Annotated in this window: 19 protein-coding genes; 9 read left to right on the top strand and 10 right to left on the bottom strand. The window is 70.9% G+C overall.

From position 1 onward, the window contains the following. Positions 1 to 247 precede the first annotated feature (247 nt). Positions 248 to 1,768: a S10 family peptidase gene (locus JR065_RS20005; RefSeq protein ID WP_206236245.1), complete on the top strand. Its 1,521-nt coding sequence runs from the start codon at positions 248 to 250 to the stop codon at positions 1,766 to 1,768. Positions 1,769 to 1,860: 92 nt separating this feature from the next. On the opposite strand, the gene JR065_RS20010 is transcribed toward JR065_RS20005, so the two are convergent. Together JR065_RS20010 and JR065_RS20015 are read right to left on the bottom strand one after the other, a co-directional pair. Further along, on the bottom strand, positions 1,861 to 2,985 hold the full coding sequence (locus tag JR065_RS20010; protein ID WP_206236246.1) for an inorganic phosphate transporter: 1,125 nt from the start codon (positions 2,983 to 2,985) through the stop codon (positions 1,861 to 1,863). A gap of 139 nt (positions 2,986 to 3,124) precedes the next feature. Beyond that, complete coding sequence (locus JR065_RS20015; RefSeq protein ID WP_206236247.1) at positions 3,125 to 3,751, bottom strand: DUF47 domain-containing protein; 627 nt, start codon at positions 3,749 to 3,751, stop codon at positions 3,125 to 3,127. Positions 3,752 to 3,996: 245 nt separating this feature from the next. On the opposite strand from JR065_RS20015, the gene JR065_RS20020 reads away from it, so the two are divergent. From JR065_RS20020 to JR065_RS20030, 3 genes are all read left to right on the top strand, one after another. After that, positions 3,997 to 5,334 (top strand): hemolysin family protein, encoded by a 1,338-nt coding sequence (locus JR065_RS20020; protein WP_206236248.1) that lies wholly within the window; start codon positions 3,997 to 3,999, stop codon positions 5,332 to 5,334. Beyond that, positions 5,318 to 5,965 (top strand): exopolysaccharide biosynthesis protein, encoded by a 648-nt coding sequence (locus tag JR065_RS20025; protein ID WP_206236249.1) that lies wholly within the window; start codon positions 5,318 to 5,320, stop codon positions 5,963 to 5,965. Before JR065_RS20020 ends, JR065_RS20025 begins: the two co-directional genes overlap by 17 nt. A 237-nt stretch (positions 5,966 to 6,202) precedes the next feature. Continuing rightward, entirely contained in the window at positions 6,203 to 6,703 is a 501-nt protein-coding gene (locus tag JR065_RS20030; protein WP_206236250.1) for a lipocalin-like domain-containing protein, read from the top strand. Positions 6,704 to 6,973: 270 nt separating this feature from the next. Here the strand turns inward: JR065_RS20030 and JR065_RS20035 are convergent, their stop codons facing one another. Then, the gene (locus JR065_RS20035) at positions 6,974 to 7,489 is read right to left on the bottom strand and encodes a pyridoxamine 5'-phosphate oxidase family protein (RefSeq protein ID WP_206236269.1); all 516 of its coding nucleotides are present in this window, start codon (positions 7,487 to 7,489) and stop codon (positions 6,974 to 6,976) included. Between the two features lie 288 nt (positions 7,490 to 7,777). Continuing rightward, positions 7,778 to 8,776 (bottom strand): LLM class flavin-dependent oxidoreductase, encoded by a 999-nt coding sequence (locus tag JR065_RS20040; protein ID WP_206236251.1) that lies wholly within the window; start codon positions 8,774 to 8,776, stop codon positions 7,778 to 7,780. 304 nt (positions 8,777 to 9,080) lie between these two features. Between JR065_RS20040 and JR065_RS20045 the strand changes: the two genes are divergently transcribed. Next, entirely contained in the window at positions 9,081 to 9,887 is an 807-nt protein-coding gene (locus JR065_RS20045; protein WP_206236252.1) for an SDR family oxidoreductase, read from the top strand. Between the two features lie 114 nt (positions 9,888 to 10,001). Here the strand turns inward: JR065_RS20045 and JR065_RS20050 are convergent, their stop codons facing one another. Together JR065_RS20050 and JR065_RS20055 are read right to left on the bottom strand one after the other, a co-directional pair. Continuing rightward, positions 10,002 to 10,742: a sulfurtransferase gene (locus JR065_RS20050; RefSeq protein WP_206236253.1), complete on the bottom strand. Its 741-nt coding sequence runs from the start codon at positions 10,740 to 10,742 to the stop codon at positions 10,002 to 10,004. A gap of 28 nt (positions 10,743 to 10,770) precedes the next feature. Beyond that, positions 10,771 to 11,136, bottom strand: coding sequence for a DUF6164 family protein (locus JR065_RS20055; protein WP_206236254.1), 366 nt, complete (start codon positions 11,134 to 11,136; stop codon positions 10,771 to 10,773). A gap of 67 nt (positions 11,137 to 11,203) precedes the next feature. Here JR065_RS20055 and JR065_RS20060 point away from each other — a divergent pair, with 67 nt between their 5' ends. Next, the gene (locus JR065_RS20060; RefSeq protein WP_206236255.1) at positions 11,204 to 11,644 is read left to right on the top strand and encodes an FKBP-type peptidyl-prolyl cis-trans isomerase; all 441 of its coding nucleotides are present in this window, start codon (positions 11,204 to 11,206) and stop codon (positions 11,642 to 11,644) included. A gap of 2 nt (positions 11,645 to 11,646) precedes the next feature. Then, positions 11,647 to 12,912, top strand: coding sequence for a TIGR03862 family flavoprotein (locus JR065_RS20065; RefSeq protein WP_206236256.1), 1,266 nt, complete (start codon positions 11,647 to 11,649; stop codon positions 12,910 to 12,912). A gap of 204 nt (positions 12,913 to 13,116) precedes the next feature. Here JR065_RS20065 and JR065_RS21835 read toward each other — a convergent pair whose 3' ends face one another. The 3 genes from JR065_RS21835 to JR065_RS20080 form a co-directional block, all read right to left on the bottom strand. After that, the gene (locus JR065_RS21835; protein WP_343237306.1) at positions 13,117 to 13,470 is read right to left on the bottom strand and encodes a GNAT family N-acetyltransferase; all 354 of its coding nucleotides are present in this window, start codon (positions 13,468 to 13,470) and stop codon (positions 13,117 to 13,119) included. Positions 13,471 to 13,681: 211 nt separating this feature from the next. Further along, a complete protein-coding gene (locus JR065_RS20075; RefSeq protein ID WP_206236257.1) occupies positions 13,682 to 15,304 on the bottom strand; it encodes an FMN-binding glutamate synthase family protein in 1,623 nt (540 codons plus the stop codon). Positions 15,305 to 15,639: 335 nt separating this feature from the next. After that, the gene (locus tag JR065_RS20080) at positions 15,640 to 16,932 is read right to left on the bottom strand and encodes a nucleotide sugar dehydrogenase (protein WP_206236258.1); all 1,293 of its coding nucleotides are present in this window, start codon (positions 16,930 to 16,932) and stop codon (positions 15,640 to 15,642) included. A gap of 93 nt (positions 16,933 to 17,025) precedes the next feature. Between JR065_RS20080 and JR065_RS21620 the strand changes: the two genes are divergently transcribed. Next, a complete protein-coding gene (locus JR065_RS21620) occupies positions 17,026 to 17,562 on the top strand; it encodes a hypothetical protein (RefSeq protein ID WP_241093794.1) in 537 nt (178 codons plus the stop codon). A 19-nt stretch (positions 17,563 to 17,581) separates the two neighbouring features. Further along, entirely contained in the window at positions 17,582 to 17,758 is a 177-nt protein-coding gene (locus JR065_RS20090) for a hypothetical protein (RefSeq protein WP_206236259.1), read from the top strand. 30 nt (positions 17,759 to 17,788) lie between these two features. On the opposite strand, the gene JR065_RS20095 is transcribed toward JR065_RS20090, so the two are convergent. Continuing rightward, a complete protein-coding gene (locus JR065_RS20095; RefSeq protein ID WP_206236260.1) occupies positions 17,789 to 18,778 on the bottom strand; it encodes a substrate-binding domain-containing protein in 990 nt (329 codons plus the stop codon). Positions 18,779 to 18,874 lie beyond the last annotated feature (96 nt).

Consider the following 18,874-nt stretch of genomic DNA (forward strand, 5'->3'; position numbering starts at 1 on the left):
CACCGGGAGAGGGGTTGGGGTGAGGGTACGGCGCAGCGCACATACTCCCGCGATCCGCGCGCACGAGGCTGCGCACGCACCCTCATCCGACCCTTCGGCCACCTTCTCCCGATGGGAGAAGGATGTTGGCTTCGGTGGCATGGCCGTGGCCGTGGGGCGCGATAAAGGATGTCGCGATATCGATGGCGCAACGCTGCATGCGGCCATGCCTTTAAGCACATCCGCGCCGCTGTTGCCGCGGCCTAGCATGCCGCTCCCCTTCCCGCGAGCGCACCCCGTGCCGAACCTGTCCAAGCCGCTGCTGGCGGCGCTGCTGCTGGCCGTCCTGCCGTTTTCCCACGCCGCGGCGGCCGAGCCCGATCCCGCCGGCAAGGCCGAGCCGGCCAAGCCCGCCGCGCTGCCGGCCGACGCGCAGGTGCGGCAGGTCACCCGGGTCGACGGCAAGTCGCTGAGCTACACCGCCACGGTCGGCACGCTGCCGGTGAAGGATGCGCAGGGCAAGACCGTGGCCGAGGTGGTGTTCACCGCCTATACGGTCGACGGCAAGGAGCGTCCGGTGACCTTCGCGCTCAACGGCGGCCCCGGCGCCGCGTCGGTCTATCTGAACCTCGGCGCGATCGGGCCGAAGGTGGTCGCGTTCGGCAGCGAAGGCGACAGCGCCTCGGCGCCGGCGACGCTGCGCGACAACCCGGGCACGTGGCTGGACTTCACCGACCTGGTGTTCATCGATCCGGTCGGCACCGGCTTCAGCCGCGCGCTGGTCGGCGACGACGAGGCCAAGAAGCAGTTCTACACCCCGCAGGCCGACGTCGAATACCTCTCGCGCACGATCTACGACTGGCTGCTGAAGCACCGCCGGCTGCAGTCGCGCAAGTACCTGGTCGGCGAGAGCTACGGCGGCTTCCGCGGCCCGCGCATCACCCACTACCTGCAGACCCGGCTGGGCGTGGCGATGAACGGTGTGGTGCTGGTGTCGCCGTACCTGAACCCGACGCTGGACGACAACGGCGACGTGTCGCCGCTGCCGTGGATGCTGACCCTGCCGTCGATCGCCGCCGCGCACTTGGAGCGCGAGCGCCGGCTGACCCCCGAGGCGATGCGCGAGGTGGTCGAGTACGCCCGCGGCGACTACGCCAGCGCGCTGCTGCGCGGCCGCGCCGACGCGGCGGGCACCGAGCGGATGATCCAGCGGGTGGCGCAGATGACCGGGCTGGATCCGCTGTACGTGCGCCGCGCCGGCGGCCGCCTGGAGACGCAGTCGTACCTGCGCGAGGTGTTCCGCGACAAGGGCGAGCTGGGCAGCCGCTACGACTCCAATGTGACCGCGTTCGACCCGTTCCCGAACTCGCCCGAGCAGCGCGCCAACGATCCGCTGCTGGACAGCATCATCGCCCCGACCACCACCGCGATGGTGGACTTCGTCACCCGCGTGGTCGGCTGGAAGGTCGACGCACGCTACCAGGCGCTGAACTACGACGTGAACAAGCTGTGGGACTGGGGCGACGAACTGCGCAAGGGCTCGGTGACCGAGCTGCGCCAGGCGGTGGCGATCGACCCGAAACTGCGCGTGCTGATCGTGCACGGCTGGAACGACCTGTCGTGCCCGTTCATGGGCTCGGTGCTGACCGTGGACCAGATGCCGGTGATGGGCAGCGACCCGGACCGCGTGCAGGTCAGGAACTACCCCGGCGGGCACATGTTCTACAGCCGCGCCGACAGCCAGGCCGCGTTGCGGCGGGATGTGATGGGGATGTATCGGGCTAATTGAGCCGGGACCGGGGACCAGGGACCAGGGACGAGGGACCCGGAAAGCGGATTCCCGGCTTCGCTCTTCCGGGTCCCCGGTCCCCGGTCCCGGCTTCACCCCGCCCAGCCGAACAGCGCGAACATCCGGAAGATCAGGTACGCCACGCCGGCCGCCGCCGGAATCGTCAGGATCCAGGCCCAGACGATGCGCTCGATCACCCCGAAGCGCAGCGAACGCGGGTTCTTGGCGAAGCCCACGCCCATGATCGCGGTGGAGATGCTGTGGGTGGTGGACACCGGCATGCCGAAGTGCGCGGCCAGGGTCAGGATGGTGGCCGAGCTGGTCTCCGCGGCGAAGCCGTGGATCGGGTGCAGCTTGACCATCTTGTGGCCCAGCGTCTTGATGATCTTCCAGCCGCCGGACGCGGTGCCGGCGGCCATCACCACCGCGCAGGTCAGCACGATCCAGGTGGCGATGCCCTGGCCCTGGCTGGCGGCCGGATGCAGGAACGCCAGCCAGTGCGGCAGGTCGTCCAGGGCGCCGGTGGCCTGCGCGCCGATCAGGGTCATGGCGATGATGCCCATGGTCTTCTGCGCGTCGTTGTGGCCGTGCGCATAGCCCATGTACGCAGCCGACAGGATCTGCGCCTTGCCGAAGACGGCGTTGACCCAGCGCGGCCGCGCCAGCCGTCCGAGCGGCCCGCCGAGCCGGGCCATGCCTGCGATGATCGCCCACAGCAGCAGCATCACCACGATGCCGAGCAGGAAGCCGGCGATCGGCGAGGTGATCATCGGCACGAACACCTTCCACAGCAGGCCCTTGTTCTTGGCCCAGTCGCCGACCGTCTGCGACCAGATCAACGCGTCCCAGTCGTTGTGCGCGGCAGCCAGGCCGGCGCCGCACAGGCCGCCGATCAGCGCGTGCGAGGACGAGGACGGCAGGCCCTTCCACCAGGTGATCAGGTTCCAGATGATGCCGCCGAGCAGCGCGCACAGGATCACCTGCGGGGTGACCGCCACCACGTCGGTGTTGAGCAGGCCCGAGGCGATGGTCATCGCCACCGCGGTGCCGGTCAGCGCACCGAGCAGGTTCATGCCCGCGGCCAGGATCACCGCCCAGCCCGGGGTCAGCACCTTGGTCGCGACCACGGTGGCGATGGAGTTGGCGGTGTCGTGGAAGCCGTTGATGAACTCGAACACGAGCGCGGCCAGGATCACGACCAGGACCAGGGTCAGCATCGCGGCGCCCTCAGGTCCGGGCGGGCAGGTGACCGCGGCGCGGCCGGGCGCAGGACGGGCAAGCCGGGCGCCCGGGCACCGGCGCAGCCGATGGCCCGGGCCGCGGAGCCGGAAATGGCGAACATCCGCACCCCGTCCATTACGAGTTCTTGAGCACGATCTGGTAGACCACCACGCCGGCCTCGCGGCAGCGGTCGATGGCCTTTTCCAGGATCTCGAAGAATTCCTTCAGCAGGAACATCTGCAGGTTGTCCAGGCGCCCGGAATAGATGTCGCGGTACAGCTCGAGCATCAGCCGGTCGGCCTCGTTCTCCAGCGACCGCAGCTTGTCGTTGAGCGCGCTCATCCGGTCCAGGTGCATGTTGCGCAGGTCGTGGACCATCTCCACCACCACCGCCGCGGCCTGCTCGAGCATCGCCGCGCGCGGCGCGAAATCGATGTGCTCCAGGTGCTGCACCGCCAGCGAATAGCGGTCGGCGAACTTCTCGACCTGCTTGGGGATCTTGTACAGCGCCGAGCCCAGCGCCTCGATGTCCTCGCGCTCGATCGGGGTCATGAAGCTGTCGACCAGCGCCTGGCTGATCTTGTCCGACGCCGCGCGCTCGCGCAGGCGGGCCAGCTTGAAGCCGTCCAGCGCCGGCTGCCGATCCGACTCGCGCATCATCGCGTGCAGGGCCTTGGTGCTGTCGTACGCGGCCTGGGCCGCTTCGTCGAGCAGGGTGTAGAACTGCTTGCCGGAACCGAAGATGGTCTGCAACGAGAACATGAAACGCAATCCCGCCGTCGCGGGAGGGACGGCACCGGGACGGAATTATGACTGTTTGGTGACGCAACGGGTAAACCGGGCGTTCCGGGCCGATCCGCGCGGCGTTGGCGCGGCGACGACACGGGTTTGTTACCATGCCGCTGCGCCTTTGCCGGCGCACCCTATGGACGACCACCCCCGCCCCCCTCCTCCGCGCCCCCGCGGCGCCTATGTCCCCGCTTCCCTCGCCGCCAGGGAGCGCGCGCATGCTTGAATTGTTGATCGTCGTGGCGCTGGTGCTGCTGAACGGCTTCTTCGCGATGTCCGAGATGTCGCTGATGACCTCGCGCAAGAGCCGCCTGAAGCAGATGGCGCAGTCGAGCACCCGCGCGGCCAAGGCGCTGGCGCTGGCCGAGAACCCGGAAAACTTCCTGTCCACGGTGCAGATCGGCATCACCCTGATCGGCGTGCTGACCGGCCTGTTCGGCGGCGAGGCCATCGGCGAGGCGATCGGGACCTGGCTGCAGGAGCTGTTCCCGGCCCTGGCGGCGCAATCGACGATGTTCGGCAACGCCTATTCGGCGGTGATCGGCAAGACCCTGGCGGTGGCGCTGATCACCTTTCTGACGCTGATCTTCGGCGAACTGGTACCCAAACGCTTCGCCATCACCCGTTCGGAGACCATCGCCACCTTTGTTGCGGTGCCGATGGGCTGGCTGGCCAGGATCGCCGCCCCGGGCGTCTGGGTGCTGTCGCGCTCGACCCGCTTGGTGCTGCGCCTGCTCGGCCTGGGCAAGGAGGAATCGGCGTCGGTGACCGAGGAGGAGATCCGCATGCTGGTGGCCGAGAGCCACGAGGCCGGCGTGATCGACGCCCACGAGCGCGACATGATGAACCGGGTCATGCGCCTGGGCGACCGCACCGCCGACAGCCTGATGACGCCGCGCAACCGCATCGCCTGGCTCGACGCCAACGCCGAGACCGAGCGCAATTTCCAGGTGATGCGCGAGCACGAGTTCTCGCGCTATCCGGTGTACCGCGGCAGCGACCAGGACATCGCCGGCGTGCTGGAGGTCAAGTCGCTGGTCACGCGCATGGACGGCAACGCCACCCACCTGTTCCAGAACCTGCGCGACACCCTGTTCGTCTCCGAATCCACCCACGCGATGAAGCTGCTGGAGATCTTCCGCGAGGAACAGCAGTCGATGGCGCTGGTGGTGGACGAGTACGGCGAGATCCAGGGCCTGGTGACGATCAGCGACCTGATGGGCGCGGTGGTCGGGCGCCTGCAGTCGGTGGACAACCCGGACGAGGACGCGCTGGTGGTGACCCGCGCCGACGGCTCGCTGCTGATCGACGGCTCGCTGGCGATCGAGGACCTGCGCGAGCTGCTCGGCGGCGCCGAACTGCCCAATGCCGAGGAAGGCGACTACAACACGCTGGCCGGGCTGTGCATCTACTACTTCGGCCGGATTCCGCACGCCGGCGAGTTCTTCGACTGGGCCGGCTGGCGCATCGAGGTCGTGGACCTGGACGGCGCGCGGGTGGACAAGCTGCTGCTGAACCGGCTGCAGGACGAGAACAGCGATGACATCACCGGCTGACGCGCCCGATCCGGCCGACAGCTACAGCGCCGAGGGCATCCGCACCCTGCTGGACACCTTCGCCGTCGGCGACCCGGAGGAGCAGCTGCGGCTGCGGCTGATCCTCGGCGACCTGCAGCAGAGCGCGTTCGGCATGTTCCTGTTCGTGTCGATCCTGCCGGCGTTCCTGCCGGTGCCGGGGCTGGCCGGGGCGATCAGCGGGCCGCTGGTGATCCTGATCGGAGTGCAGATGCTGATCGGCCTGCGCAAGCCCTGGGTGCCGGGCTTCATCGGCGAACGCGGGCCGCGCCGGCGCACCATGCAGCGCTTCGTCGGCCGCATCTCGCCATGGCTGCGGCGGCTGGACAAGCTGCTCAAGCCGCGCCTGCCGCAGCTGATCGACTCGCGGCTGGCGCACGCGTTCAGCGGCCTGCTGCTGGTGGTGCTGGGCGTGCTGCTGTCGCTGCCGATCCCGTTCACCAACTACGCCTTCGGCGCGATGCTGCTGCTGTTCTCGCTGGCGCTGCTGGAGCGCGACGGCGGGCTGATGCTGGCCTCGTGGCTGGGCGGCATCGGCGTGGCGCTGGGACTGGGCCTGGCCTCGGACCAGGTGGTGGACCTGGGCCGGGAGTGGATGCAGAAGCTGCGTTGAATCCGCCGCGGCGGCGCCGAGGCGGCGGACGCGTCCATCGTGCCGGAGCGGAGGGCGCGGGATGCGCACCGCAGACCCGCTGCGCGCGGATCGGTCGCCGGGATCTGTCTGGGCGCAGGCCAGAGGCTCTGGCTCGCCGGGGTCTCGGCCATTCGGACAACGAAGTCGCCGAGGCGTGCCTGCAGACCGGCCGGACTTCAGCGGACAAGCCCCACGATGAACCGACGGAGCACCATCATGAACAGGTTCACGAGCGCGCTATTGGCCATGGGCATGGCCGCCATGGCGGCCTGCGGCAGCGTTTCGGCGCAGGGCCCCAACAAGGTCGTCGGGACCTGGCGCATGGTGTCCGCCCAGCTCGATCCGCAGGGCGCCAATACGCCCGCCTATGGGCCGAACCCGCACGGCTGGCTGGTTTTCACGCAGGACCTGACCTTCGTGGAAGTCCTCACCGATCCGCGGGTACCCAGGTTCGCCTCCAATGTCCGGGGACACGGCACGGACGCGGAAAATCGCGCGGCCATGGCCGGCGGCATCGGCTTCTTCGGCCGCTATAGCGTCGATGAGCGGGGCGAGTTCAGCGGCAATCGCGTGGAGGGCTCGACGTTTCCCAATTGGGTCGGAAGTGTGCGTACCCGCGACGATCTGCAGATGGTGGTCGACGGCGACCGGATGATCGAGACGTTTCGCCGCCCGGAAGGAACGCAGATAAGGATCGTCTGGGAACGCGTGCGTTAGACCGGCCGGGCAGCCGAATCACCGGTGCCCGGCGCCGGCGCCGTTTCCGCCCTCTCTTGCGAGTCAGCAAGAGCCAACGCAACGCCTGGACGCTGGCCTGGTAGCGGGAACCCACGGCGTCGCGCCCTCGATCCATCGCGACGCGCCCGGGATCGCCGCTGCAGACAGTTCGTCGACACGAATGGCGGCCGGCCATGCCTGGCGGGAGCGGCCAGCTTCGATCTCCTAGCCATCGGCCGCCGTCGCGCCGCTGCGCCACGGCGCATGGCGTCAGCCGCGCCCGTTCAGGTCCAGCGACTGGTTGTCGGTCATCGCCTCCGGATGCTCGGTGACCGCGCCCATCACGAAGTGCAACGCCTTGCCGAGCAGCGTGCCCGGGCCGTCCCAGTATTCGGCCGAGTCGGCGGCGACGTGGATCAGGCGCAGGTTGGGGTCGTCCTTGCCGCCGGGGAAGAACAGGCTCATCGACGGCGACCACAACGCGTCGATCCTGGCGCGGTCGTCGACGATGCGCGCGCGGCCGGCCACCGACACGTAGGTGTTCTGCGACGGCGAGGCGTAGGCGACATTGACCTGCGGATTGGCGCGGATTTCCGCCACCTTCGGGCTGTCGGCGGCGGTGGCGAACCACAGGTCGCCATCGAATTCGACCTCCTGGGTGCCCAGCGGGCGGCTGACCAGGCGTCCGTCGGGGCCGACGGTGGTGAGCATCGCCACCTTCACGTCCTTGATCAGTTCGGCGAGCCGGCGGATGTTCTGTTGGCGCTCGTGCACGTAGGTCTCCATGTTCTTCTGGACGAAACAGCGAGCGGGCATCAGAGCCCAAGGACGTGCAAAGCGGCGTGAATCGCGGCGGCGTGCCGCGTGGCGCCGTCACCGGGCCGGCAACCGCCAGCGGCGAAGCACCAGGGCGACGAACGCGCAGCGTGGCTGGGCGCCGCACATCCGGCGAACCGCGCCTTCGCGGCTGCGCCACCGCGCGCGCTGGCGCGCCGCCGCATCTCGGACGCGGACCCGCGCCGATGCCGCGCAGCGCCCTGCCCTGCCGGTTCCGCGTTTGCGGGAAGGTTCCGCTCAGGCCGCGGCCGGCTGCCGCTTCCACGCCTCGGCGGCGATGGCGAACGAGCGCAGCCGCGCGGCGTGGTCGTAGATGTTCGCGGTCAACAGCAGTTCGTCCGGCTGGTGCCGGGCGACGAAGGCGGCCAGGCCGCGCGCCACCTCGTCGGCGTCGCCGAGCACGGTGCAGGCCAGCGCACGCTCCACCCCGGCCTTTTCGTGCGGTTGCCAGAACGCCTCGATGTCGTCGATCGGCGGCGGGATCAGGCCCGGACGGCCGCGGCGCAGGTTGACGAAGCTCTGCTGCTGGGTGGTGAACAGGCGCCGCGCCGCGTCGGTCGACTCGGCGCCGATCACGTTCAGCGCCAGCACCGCGTACGGCTTGCGCAGCCGCGCCGACGGCTGGAACTCGCGGCGGTACACCGCAAGCGCCTCGTCCATCACGTCGGGCGCGAAATGCGAGGCGAACGCGAACGGCAGCCCCATCGCCGCGGCCAGGCGCGCGCTGAACAGGCTGGAGCCCAGCAGCCACACCGGCACCTCGATGCCGGCGCCGGGCACCGCGCGCACCAGCTGGCCGGGCTGCGCCGGTTCGAAGTAGCGCAGCAGCTCGGCCACGTCCTGCGGGAACTGGTCGGCGCTGTCGAAATAGCGGCGCAGCGCGCGCGCGGTCGGCTGGTCGGTGCCCGGGGCGCGGCCCAGGCCCAGGTCGATGCGTCCCGGGTACAGCGACGCCAGCGTGCCGAACTGCTCGGCCACCTGCAGCGGCGCGTGGTTGGGCAGCATGATGCCGCCGGCGCCGACGCGGATGCTGCGGGTGCCGCCGGCGACATGGCCGATCAGCACCGCGGTCGCCGCGCTGGCGATCCCGGGCATGTTGTGGTGCTCGGCCAGCCAGTAGCGGTGATAGCCCCACTGCTCGGCGTGCTGCGCCAGGTCGAGCATGTTGGCGAAGGCCTGGGTGGTGTCGCTGCCTTCGCAGACGGGGGCCAGGTCGAGGATGGAGATCGGCATCATGGGGGGCGTGTTCCTGCAAGGCGATCCGCCAGAACTGGGGGCGCGGGACGCCGATTGCAGCGGCCGGGGCCGGAACGCTGATTTGCGATGGTGAGGTGAGGGTGCGTGCGGCCGTACCCTCATCCGCCCCTTCGGGGCACCTTCTCCCGGGGGGAGAAGGGACGCACGGCTTGAGCCCCTCTCCCCCCGGGAGAGGGGTTGGGGTGAGGGTACGCCCGCACACAGGCCCCACTCGCCGGCGAAGGCGACACCGGCTGCACGACGCGCTGGCTACGCTGCACTCCCGCCCTGTCCGATCTCCGCCATGTCTCTGATCCCGCCACCATCCGCTGCCCCCGCCCTGCCGCTGCGCGATCGCGTGGTGCTGGTCACCGGCGGCGCGCAGGGCATCGGCCGCGGCGTGGTGCAGGCGGTGCTCGGCGCCGGCGGCCGGGTCGCGTTCGGCGACCTGGACGCCGACGCCGGGCGCGCCTGCCTGGCCGAACTGGACGCCGGCGACCGCGCGCTGTTCCGGCGCCTGGACGTGGCCGCCGAGGCCGGCGTGCGCCGCTTCGTCGACGCCGCGCTGGCGCGGTTCGGCCGCATCGACGGCCTGGTCAACAACGCCGGCATCGCCGATCCGCATACCGGTCCGCTGGAGCGCCTGTCGCTGCGCGAATGGAACCGGCGCCTGGGGGCCAGCCTGGGCGGCGCGTTCCTGTGCAGCAAGCATGCGCTGGCGGCGCTGCGCGACAGCGCGGGCGGCGGCGCGATCGTCAACATCGCCTCGACCCGCGCCTGCCAGTCCGAGCCGGACAGCGAGGCCTATGCGGCGGCGAAAGGCGGGCTGCTCGCCTTCACCCACGCGCTGGCGATCAGCGCCGGGCCGGCGGTGCGGGTCAACTGCATCAGCCCGGGCTGGATCGCCACCGACGCCTGGCGCAAGCCGAGCGCGCGGCGCAAGCCGGCGCTGTCGCGGCAGGACCACGCGCAACATCCGGCCGGCCGCGTCGGTACGCCGCAGGACATCGGCGCGCTGGCGGTGTACCTGTTGTCGGACGCTGCCGGGTTCGTCACCGGCCAGGACTTCGTGGTCGATGGCGGGATGACGCGCAAGATGCAGTACGCGTAATCGCAGCGCTGCCGCGAATCCGATCCTGCTTTCTGCAGGAGCGGCTCTGCGTGGCCTCCGGCCATCAGCCGCGAGCGCTGCGCATGCGAAGGGCGGCCGCGGCTGAAGCCGCTCCTACACGGCGTCCGCCAGCGGCCGCAGCTGCGCGTCCAACGCCACGCGCTCGTCGAACACGAAGCAGCGGCCGTCGTAGCCCTCGCCGCCGACTTCCTCGAAGTAGCCGAGGATGCCGCCGTCCAGCTGCAGCACGTTGTCCATGCCGTCGGCGCGCATCCACAGCGCGGCCTTTTCGCAGCGGATGCCGCCGGTGCAGAAGCTGACCACGGTGGCGTCGGCCAGCGCCTCGCGGTGCGGGGCCAGCGCGGCCGGCAGCTCGGTGAACTTGGCGATCGGCAGGGTCAGCGCGCCGGCGAAGCTGCCGTAGGCCACTTCCTGCGCGTTGCGCGTGTCCAGCAGCACCACGCGCCGGCCGGCGTCGTCGCAGCCCTGGCGCAGCCAGCGCCGCAGCGTCGCCGGCGCCACCGCCGGCGCGCGCTCGGCGTCCAGCGGGCGCGCCTGGTCGCGGCGGAAGCTGATGATTTCCGGCTTGACCTTGGCCTTCAGCCGCGCGAACGGCTGCTGCGCGCTGAGGCTGGTCTTGACCCGCAGTTCGGCGAAGCGCGCATCGCGCCGCAGCTGCGCGTAGAACCCGTCGATCGCCGCCGGCGCGCCGGCCAGGAACAGGTTGATGCCTTCGCCGGCGACCAGGATGGTGCCGCGCAATTCGCCGGCCTGCGCATGCGCGAGCAGCTGCGCGGCCAGCGCGTCGGGATCGTCGATGGCGACGAAGTGATAGGCGGCGGTATTGGCGATCATCCGCGCATTTTAGCGCGGACGACCGGCGTCAGCCGCGCAGCAGCAGGAACGGCAGCAGCACCAGCGAGGCCACCAGCAGCATGCCGACCAGCGTCGCCAGCACGAACAGCGGGCGCCGCCGCAGCAGCGCGCCGAAGGTGTCGGCGCTGCCGTCGCGCAGCGCGGCGGCGCGCTCGGCGCGCGCGCGTTCGCCGCGCTGCGCCTGGTACTGCGCCAGCGCGGCCTTGGCCCGCGGGAATTCGTCGTCCTCGCGCAGCCAGATGCTGCCGCCGGAGATGCCGAAGGCGCTGGGGCGGGTTTCGTAGTATCCGATCCGCGCCGCGTCGAGCAGCGCGCGCACATCGTCCGCCTCGTCGTCGGGCACGTTGCGCAGGTTGAGCAGCAGTTTGGCCATGCGCCGCATGATAGCCGCTGCGGCGATGCGCTACCCTTGCACGCCCTGCCGCCCCTGGATCGCCCGCATGCGCCGTGCCCTGCTGCTGTTGTGCCTGTCGTTGCCGGCCTGGCTGAGCGGTTGCACGCCGCCGGGGCCGCCGCCGGGCGGCACCATCGCCGCGTTCGAGAAGATCGACCGGCGCGTGGGCAGCGGCGCCGAAGCCACGCCCGGCAGCCTGGTCACCGTGCATTACACCGGCTGGCTCTACGACGAGAAGGCCAAGGACCGGCGCGGCGAGAAATTCGACGCCTCGGCCGACCACGGCCAGCCCTTCAGTTTCCCGCTCGGCGGCGGCCAGGTGATCCGCGGCTGGGACGAAGGCGTGGCCGGCATGCGCGTGGGCGGCACGCGCACGCTGATGATCCCGCCCGACTACGGCTACGGCGACCGCGGCGCCGGCGGGGCGATCCCGCCGCGCGCGTCGCTGGTGTTCGAGGTCGAGCTGCTCGACGTCAAGCCGCGCTGACGATGTCCTTGCCGCCCGCCAGCAAGCGCGCCGGCGCCGTGCGCGGGCGCATCGCCATCGTCGGCGGCGGCCCGGCCGGGCTGATCGCCGCCGAGACCGCGCGTGCGCGCGGCGCCGAGGTCGACGTCTACGAAGGCAAGGGCTCGGTCGGGCGCAAGTTCCTGATCGCCGGCAAGGGCGGGCTGAACCTGACCCACTCCGATCCGTTCGAGCGGTTCGTGTCGCGCTATCGCGAGCGTGCGCCCGAGGTCGCGCGCTGGCTGGCCGACTTCGACGCCGACGCGCTGCGTGCCTGGGCGCAGGCGCAGGGCGTGGAGACCTATGTCGGCAGTTCCGGGCGCGTGTTCCCGCTGGACCGCAAGGCCGCGCCGCTGCTGCGCGGCTGGGTGCGGCGGCTGAAGGACAGCGGCGTGCGCTTCCACGTCCAGCATCGCTGGCAGGGATGGACCGACGATGGCGCACTGCGTTTCGCCACGGCCGACGGCGAGGCCGCGGTGCCTGCCGAGGCGACGGTACTGGCGCTGGGCGGCGGCAGCTGGCCGCAACTGGGCTCGGACGGCGCCTGGCAGGACGTGCTGCGGGCGCGCGGCATCGACCTGGCGCCGCTGCAGCCGGCCAACTGCGGTTTCGACGTGGCCTGGAGCGCGCACATGCGCGCCCGCCATGCCGGCGCGCCGCTCAAGCCGGTGGTGGCGCACTGGCGCGACGCCGATGGCCGCGAACAGGCGCTGCAGGGCGAATGCGTGGTCAGCGAAGACGGCATCGAAGGCAGCCTGGTCTATGCGCTGTCGGCCGACCTGCGCCAGGCCATCGCCGCGCACGGACAGGCCACGCTGCAGCTGGACCTGGTGCCGGGGCGCGAGCTGCAGCGGCTGCAGGCCGACCTCGGCAAGCCGCGTGGCGGCCGCAGCTTCGGCGAACACCTGCGCCGCCAGGCCGGCGTCGACGCGGTCAAGGCGGCGCTGCTGTTCGAGGCGCTCGGCAAGGACGCCGGCGCCGACCTGGGTCGTGTCGCCGCCGCGCTCAAGCGCCTGCCGCTGACCTTGCTGCGGCCGCGGCCGCTCGTCGAGGCGATCAGCAGCGCCGGCGGCGTGCGCCTGGAGGCGCTGGACGACGCGCTGATGCTGCGCACCCTGCCCGGCACCTTCTGCGCCGGCGAGATGCTGGACTGGGAAGCGCCCACCGGCGGCTACCTGCTCACCGCCTGTTTCGCCAGCGGGCTGCGCGCCGGGCGCGGCGCGGCGGCATGGCTGCAGCGCGCTGGGTGAGTTGCGGTTGCGTTGCGGATTCGGGACTCGGAACTCGGGACTCGGGACTCGGGACTCGGGTTTTGACGCTTGCGCGTCGGGCGCGCGCTACGAGCGTGCGGATGCGACGCGTCGTCGAGCCATGCATTTCGGGTCGCGCGCGACTAGCCGCGAGACGGACCGTCCGACAGCGACCGCGTGTGATTCAGCGCCGCATGCGACATTTCACGACGCGGGGCCGTCGCCGCCCTGGAGCGGCGCCGCGCCATGGCCTGCAGCCGCCGGCGACGTGGGCTTTTCCATGAACACGCAGGCCAGCGACACGCCGCTGGGATGGGCGTAGCCGCCCTGGCGCAGCGCCACGTAGCCCTGCGCCTGGTAGAACGCGACCGCATTGAGCGAGGCCGCCAGATGGATGCGCGTTGCCGTCTGCAACTTCGCCTCCAGCGCGCGCAGCAGGCGCGTGCCCAGGCCGGCGCCGCTGGCCTCGGGATCGACGAACAGGCCGTCGATCTCGCTGCCGGTACGATCGACCACGCCGTAGCCGAGCAGGCGCCCGCCGGCGCTTTCGGCGACCACCGCCGCGGCGTCGCCGATCCACGACGGGTACCGCGCCGGTACCGGCGGGCCGCCCAGGCCGCGATCACCTCGGGCGGATAGTGCGACGCGCAGACCTCGCGCACGCAGCGCGTGCGCAAGGCCCACATGGCGTCGATGTCCGCCAGCCGCGCGGCGCGCAGCAGGAACCGCGGCGCCTGGCCGGGCATGCCACGCGTGGCGTCGCCGCCGCTCACCGCGACTTGCTGTCGCGCAGGCTGCGCACCCGCGCCGGCGGCTGGAACGAGTCGCTGCGCGCATCGCCCCAGTAGTCGTGGAACACCGCGTGGTCGGGCACCGTGCGCAGCAGTTCGCCAGGCTCCAGGTAGCGGTACAGCGAGGCCAGCGAACGGATCTCCACCTGCGACACCCGGCGCAGGATGTGCTCGGGCCCCAGCTGCGACGGATCGCTGAGTCCGGCCGCGTTCAACAGCTCGCGCAGCGCCTTGAGCGTGTTGGCGTGGTAGTGCTGCACGCGCAGCGCCTTGTCGGCCGGATCCAGGTGCTTCCAGCGGCGCCGGTCCTGGGTCGCGATGCCGGTCGGGCAACGGTCGCTGTGGCAGCTCAGCGACTGGATGCAGCCCAGCGCGAACATGAAGCCGCGCCCGGCGTTGCACCAGTCCGCGCCCAGCGCCAGGGTGCGCGCGATGTCGAACGCGCTGGTGATCTTGCCGGCGGCGCCGAGCTTGATGCGCTCGCGGATGTCCAGCCCGACCAGGGTGTTGTGCACCAGCAGCAGCGCCTCGTGCATCGGCACGCCGACGTGGTCGATGAACTCGGCCGGCGCCGCGCCGGTGCCGCCCTCGGCGCCGTCGACGACGATGAAGTCCGGACGCAGCCCGGTTTCCTGCATCGCCTTGGCGATGGCGAACCACTCCCACGGATGGCCGACCGCCAGCTTGAAGCCGGTCGGCTTGCCGCCGGACAGGTCGCGCAGCCGCGCCACGAACCGCAACAGCTCCACCGGCGTGGCGAACGCCGAATGCCGCGACGGCGACACGCAGTCCAGGCCCATCGCCACGCCGCGGGTGGCGGCGATCTCGGCACTGACCTTGGCCGCCGGCAGCACCCCGCCATGGCCGGGCTTGGCGCCCTGCGACAGCTTGATCTCGATCATCTTCACCTGCGCCGAGGCGGCATTGGCGACGAAACGCTCCTCGCTGAAGCGGCCCTGTTGGTCGCGGCAGCCGAAATAGCCCGAGCCGATCTCCCACACCAGGTCGCCGCCGCATTCGCGGTGGTACGGCGAGATCGAGCCTTCGCCGGTGTCGTGGTAGAAGCCGCCGCGGCGCGCGCCTTCGTTGAGCGCGCGGATCGCGTTGGCCGACAGCGCGCCGAAGCTCATCGCCGAGATGTTGAACACGCTGGCCGAATACGGCTGCGCGCAGTCGGCGCCGATCGTCACCCGGAAATCGTGGCCGGCCAGGTCGCTGGTCGCCAGCGAGTGGTTGATCCATTCGTAGTCGGTGGCATAGGCGCTGCGCAGCGTGCCGAACGGCACCACGTCCATCACGTTCTTGGCGCGCTGGTACACCAGCGCGCGCTGCTGGCGCGAGAACGGCGCTTCCTCGATGTCGCTCTGCAGGAAATACTGGCGCATCTCCGGCCCGACCGATTCCAGCCCATAGCGGAAATGGGCCAGGATCGGGTAGTTGCGGCGCAGCGTGCTGCGGTTCTGCAGCAGGTCCCAGGTGCCCAGCAGCGCCAGCACCGAGAACGCGGCCACCCCCCAGCCCCACATCGGCCAGATCGTGCACAAGGCCAGCGACAGCGCCAGCAGCAGGCAGCTGCCGGCATAGGCTAGGTAGCGGTGCATCGCGTTCCTCGCAACGATTCGAAGTGCGCGAGTGTAGGCGCTGGCGCGGCGATGCAGTAGCCGGCCGGGCGGCCGCGGGCGCCGCATGCGCGCCGCGAACCGCTTACGAGCCCGGCGCGCGCGATCCGCTCGCGCCGCCAGTCCGATCGCCGCAACCGAAGGTTCGGGCCTGCATGCGTTGCCAGGCTTGAAGCCGGGTTCGGCCCGACGGATGGCCCATGGCGGGCCGCAAGTGCCCATGCGCCGCCGCGCGCCGGCGGCCTCGCACCTCCACGCTCCGGCGAGCGCGATCGCGGACCAGCGCGCGGCTCAAGGGCCGACTGCCGTGCGCGCCGCTAGAGCCGATCGTCCACCACTTCGCGCGGCCACACCGACTTGACGTCGTAGACCACCAGGCCCGGCTTGCCCAGCGCGCGGATCTGCTGCGCATCCAGGCGCCGGTACTCGTCGTGCGCCACCGCCAGCACCACCGCGTCGTAGCGCCCGGGCACCGGCGCCGGCAGCAGGCTGACCCCGCCATGCTCGCGCGCGCCGTGCGGATCGGCCCAGGGGTCGCAGGCGTCGACCTGCGCGCCAGCGGCCGCCAGCGCCTGCACCAGCTCCAGCGCGCGGCTGTTGCGCAGGTCCGGGCAGTTCTCCTTGAAGGTGACGCCGAGCACCAGGATCGCCGCCTGCGCCAGGTCCAGGCCCTTGCCGGCCAGCAGCGCCTGCACCCGTGCGGCCACGTGCGCGCCGACGCGGTTGTTGACCTGGCGCGCGGTGTGGATCAGGTCGGGGTGGTAGCCCACGCTCTCGGACTTGTGCAGCAGGTAGTACGGGTCCACGCCGATGCAGTGGCCGCCGACCAGCCCGGGGCGGAACGGCAGGAAGTTCCACTTGGTCCCGGCCGCGTCGAGCACGTCCTGGGTGTCGATGCCGAGGCGGTCGAAGATCAGCGCCAGTTCGTTGACCAGGGCGATGTTGACGTCACGCTGGATGTTCTCCACCACCTTCGCCGCCTCGGCGACGCGGATCGACGGCGCGCGCCAGGTGCCGGCGCCGATGATGCTGGCGTATAGCGCGTCCACCGCGTCGGCCGCCGCCGGCGTGGACCCGGAAGTGATCTTGCGGATGTCGGCCAGGCGCCGCTGCCGATCGCCCGGATTGACCCGTTCCGGGCTGTAGCCGCAATGGAAATCGCGGTTGAACGCCAGGCCCGAGCCCTGCTCCAGCAGCGGCACGCACACTTCCTCGGTGGTGCCCGGGTACACCGTCGATTCGTAGATCACCAGGTCGCCGCGCTTGAGCACGCTGGCCAGCAGTTCGCTGGCCTGGCGCAGCGGCTGCAGGTCCGGCTGCTCGTCGGCGTCGATCGGCGTGGGCACGGTGACCACGTAGACGTTGCGGTCGCGCAGCGCGGCGGCGTCTTCGCTGTAGCGCAGGCGCACGCCGGCGCGCAGTTCGTCCGGCTGCATTTCCAGGGTCTGGTCGTGGCCCTCGCGCAGCTGCGCCACGCGCTGCGCATCGATGTCGTAGCCGACGGTGTCGTAGCGCGCGCCGAACGCCACCGCCAGCGGCAGCCCGACGTAGCCCAGGCCGAGGACGGCGATGCGGTACTGCGCGGGATCGAACACGATATCGGCGGGCATGCCGTTCCTTATGGATGAATACGTGCCTCGCGCAGCGGCGGCTGGCGACGCGGGAACCGGCCGGCAAGCCGGCAGCCGGGACATGAATCGGTCATGGTAAGCCGCGCCGTGCCGCGCTCCAAGCCGGGCGCGCTGGCGGACACGCATGCAACGCGCGCCATCACGCTGCGCTCGCCGCGTGCGCGCCAGACTTTGTCCGCACCCGCACGCCCCGTTCTTCATTCGGCCCAGTCCGAAGTGATCCTTTTTTTCACGCCACCGGCTCTACGCTGGGGCGTCCAATCCCAGTCAAAGGAGACCATCGCCGTGAGTCATGCGCCGTGCCTGCTCGTGGATGTCGAAGCCGAACTCGCGCACTGGAAGGCGCTGCATGCGCAAGGAGCCCTGGGCACGCACTCCTTCAGCGAGCATGCGCGCCTGATCAAGACCGCCTGCGACGTGTTCCTGCAACTGCCGCGCGAATCCAACGCGGTGCGCATGGAGCGCCTGCGCCAGCGCTACGAATCCGAACATCCGTGGCCGCGCATCGCCTGGAGCGACGCCGAAACCTTCGTGCTCGCCTGCTGGGCGCGGCTGGACGGATCGGACCAGAACGCCACCCGCCCCACCGCGCCGGGCGCATCCGCCTGACGCCTTACGGAGTCCCGCCATGTCCACCAGCAGCAAGCACCAGAACGCCGAGAGCGACCAGCAGAAGAGCGCCACGCCCGACGCCTACCGCAACGACGACGCGCACGGCAAGGACCACGACCAGCCCGACAGCAACCGCGAGCGCAACAAGGCCGATCCCGAACACGACTATCCGCGTCCGGACGGCTCGGAGTAGCCGCAGCGCGCGCCGCCGCGGCGCGCCGATTCAGTCCGGACCGCGCAGGCTGGAACCGCGCACGATGCAGCGCCCGCTCAGCACCACCTTGCGCATCGGCAGCGTCGGCGCGTTCATGCGCTCGAGCAGCAGCGACATCGCGGTCCGCCCCATCTCCTCCACCGGCTGCTCGATCACGGTGATGCCCGGCTCTACCAGTTCGGTCCAGCTCTCGTTGTCGAAGCCGGCCAGCGCCAGGTCGGCCGGAATGCGCAGGCCCGCGCCGCGCGCCGCGGTCAGCGCGCCCATCAGCAGCAGGCTGTTGCTGGCCACCAGCGCCTCGGGCCGGTCCGGCTGCGCCAGCCATGCCTGGGTCTCGGCGCTCGCCGCTTCGGCGCTTGGCGCCACCTCGCGATAGCTCGGGCTCAGCCCGTGCGCCTGCATCGCCGCCAGATAGCCGTCGCGGCGCTCGGCGGCGGTGCTGCTGGTCTTGCCGAACAACCCGCCGATGCGCCGGAACCCGCGCTCGGCCAGGTGCTCGATCAGCGCCGCCATCGCCGCGGCGTTGTCCAGCACGACGCTGTCGTGCACGCCCGATTTGCCGGCGCGGTCGATCAGCACCACCGGGTAGTCGAAGGCGAGCTTGGGCAGCTGGCCCATCGTGGTGCGGGTGGGCGCGAAGATCAGCCCGCTGACCCGCTCCTCCTGCATCAGCTGCAGGTACAGCGCCTCGCGCTGCGGGTCCTCGTCGGTGTTGCACAGGATTACGCGCATGCCGGCGCGATAGGCCACGTCCTCCACTGCGCGGATCGCCGCGGTGAAGAACGGGTTGCGGATGTCGGCGACGATCAGGCCGACGATGCCCGAATGCTGCGAGCGCAGCCGCCGCGCCATCAGGTTCGGCCGATAGCCGGTCTCGCGCACCGCCGCTTCCACCCTTGCCCGCACCTCCTCGCTGACCGGGCCCTGGCCCAATGCGCGCGACACCGTCGACGTCGACACCCCGGCCACCCGGGCCACATCGTGGATGCTGACGCTCACTGGTAACGTTCCCGCAAAATTTCCACTACAACCCCCTTCAAAGATGCCACTTGGATCTTACACCGGCTTTTTCCGCCGCTTATTGTGCAGTGCACA

Source organism: Xanthomonas sp., assembly GCF_017163755.1.
In the GTDB taxonomy this organism is placed as follows: domain Bacteria; phylum Pseudomonadota; class Gammaproteobacteria; order Xanthomonadales; family Xanthomonadaceae; genus Xanthomonas_A.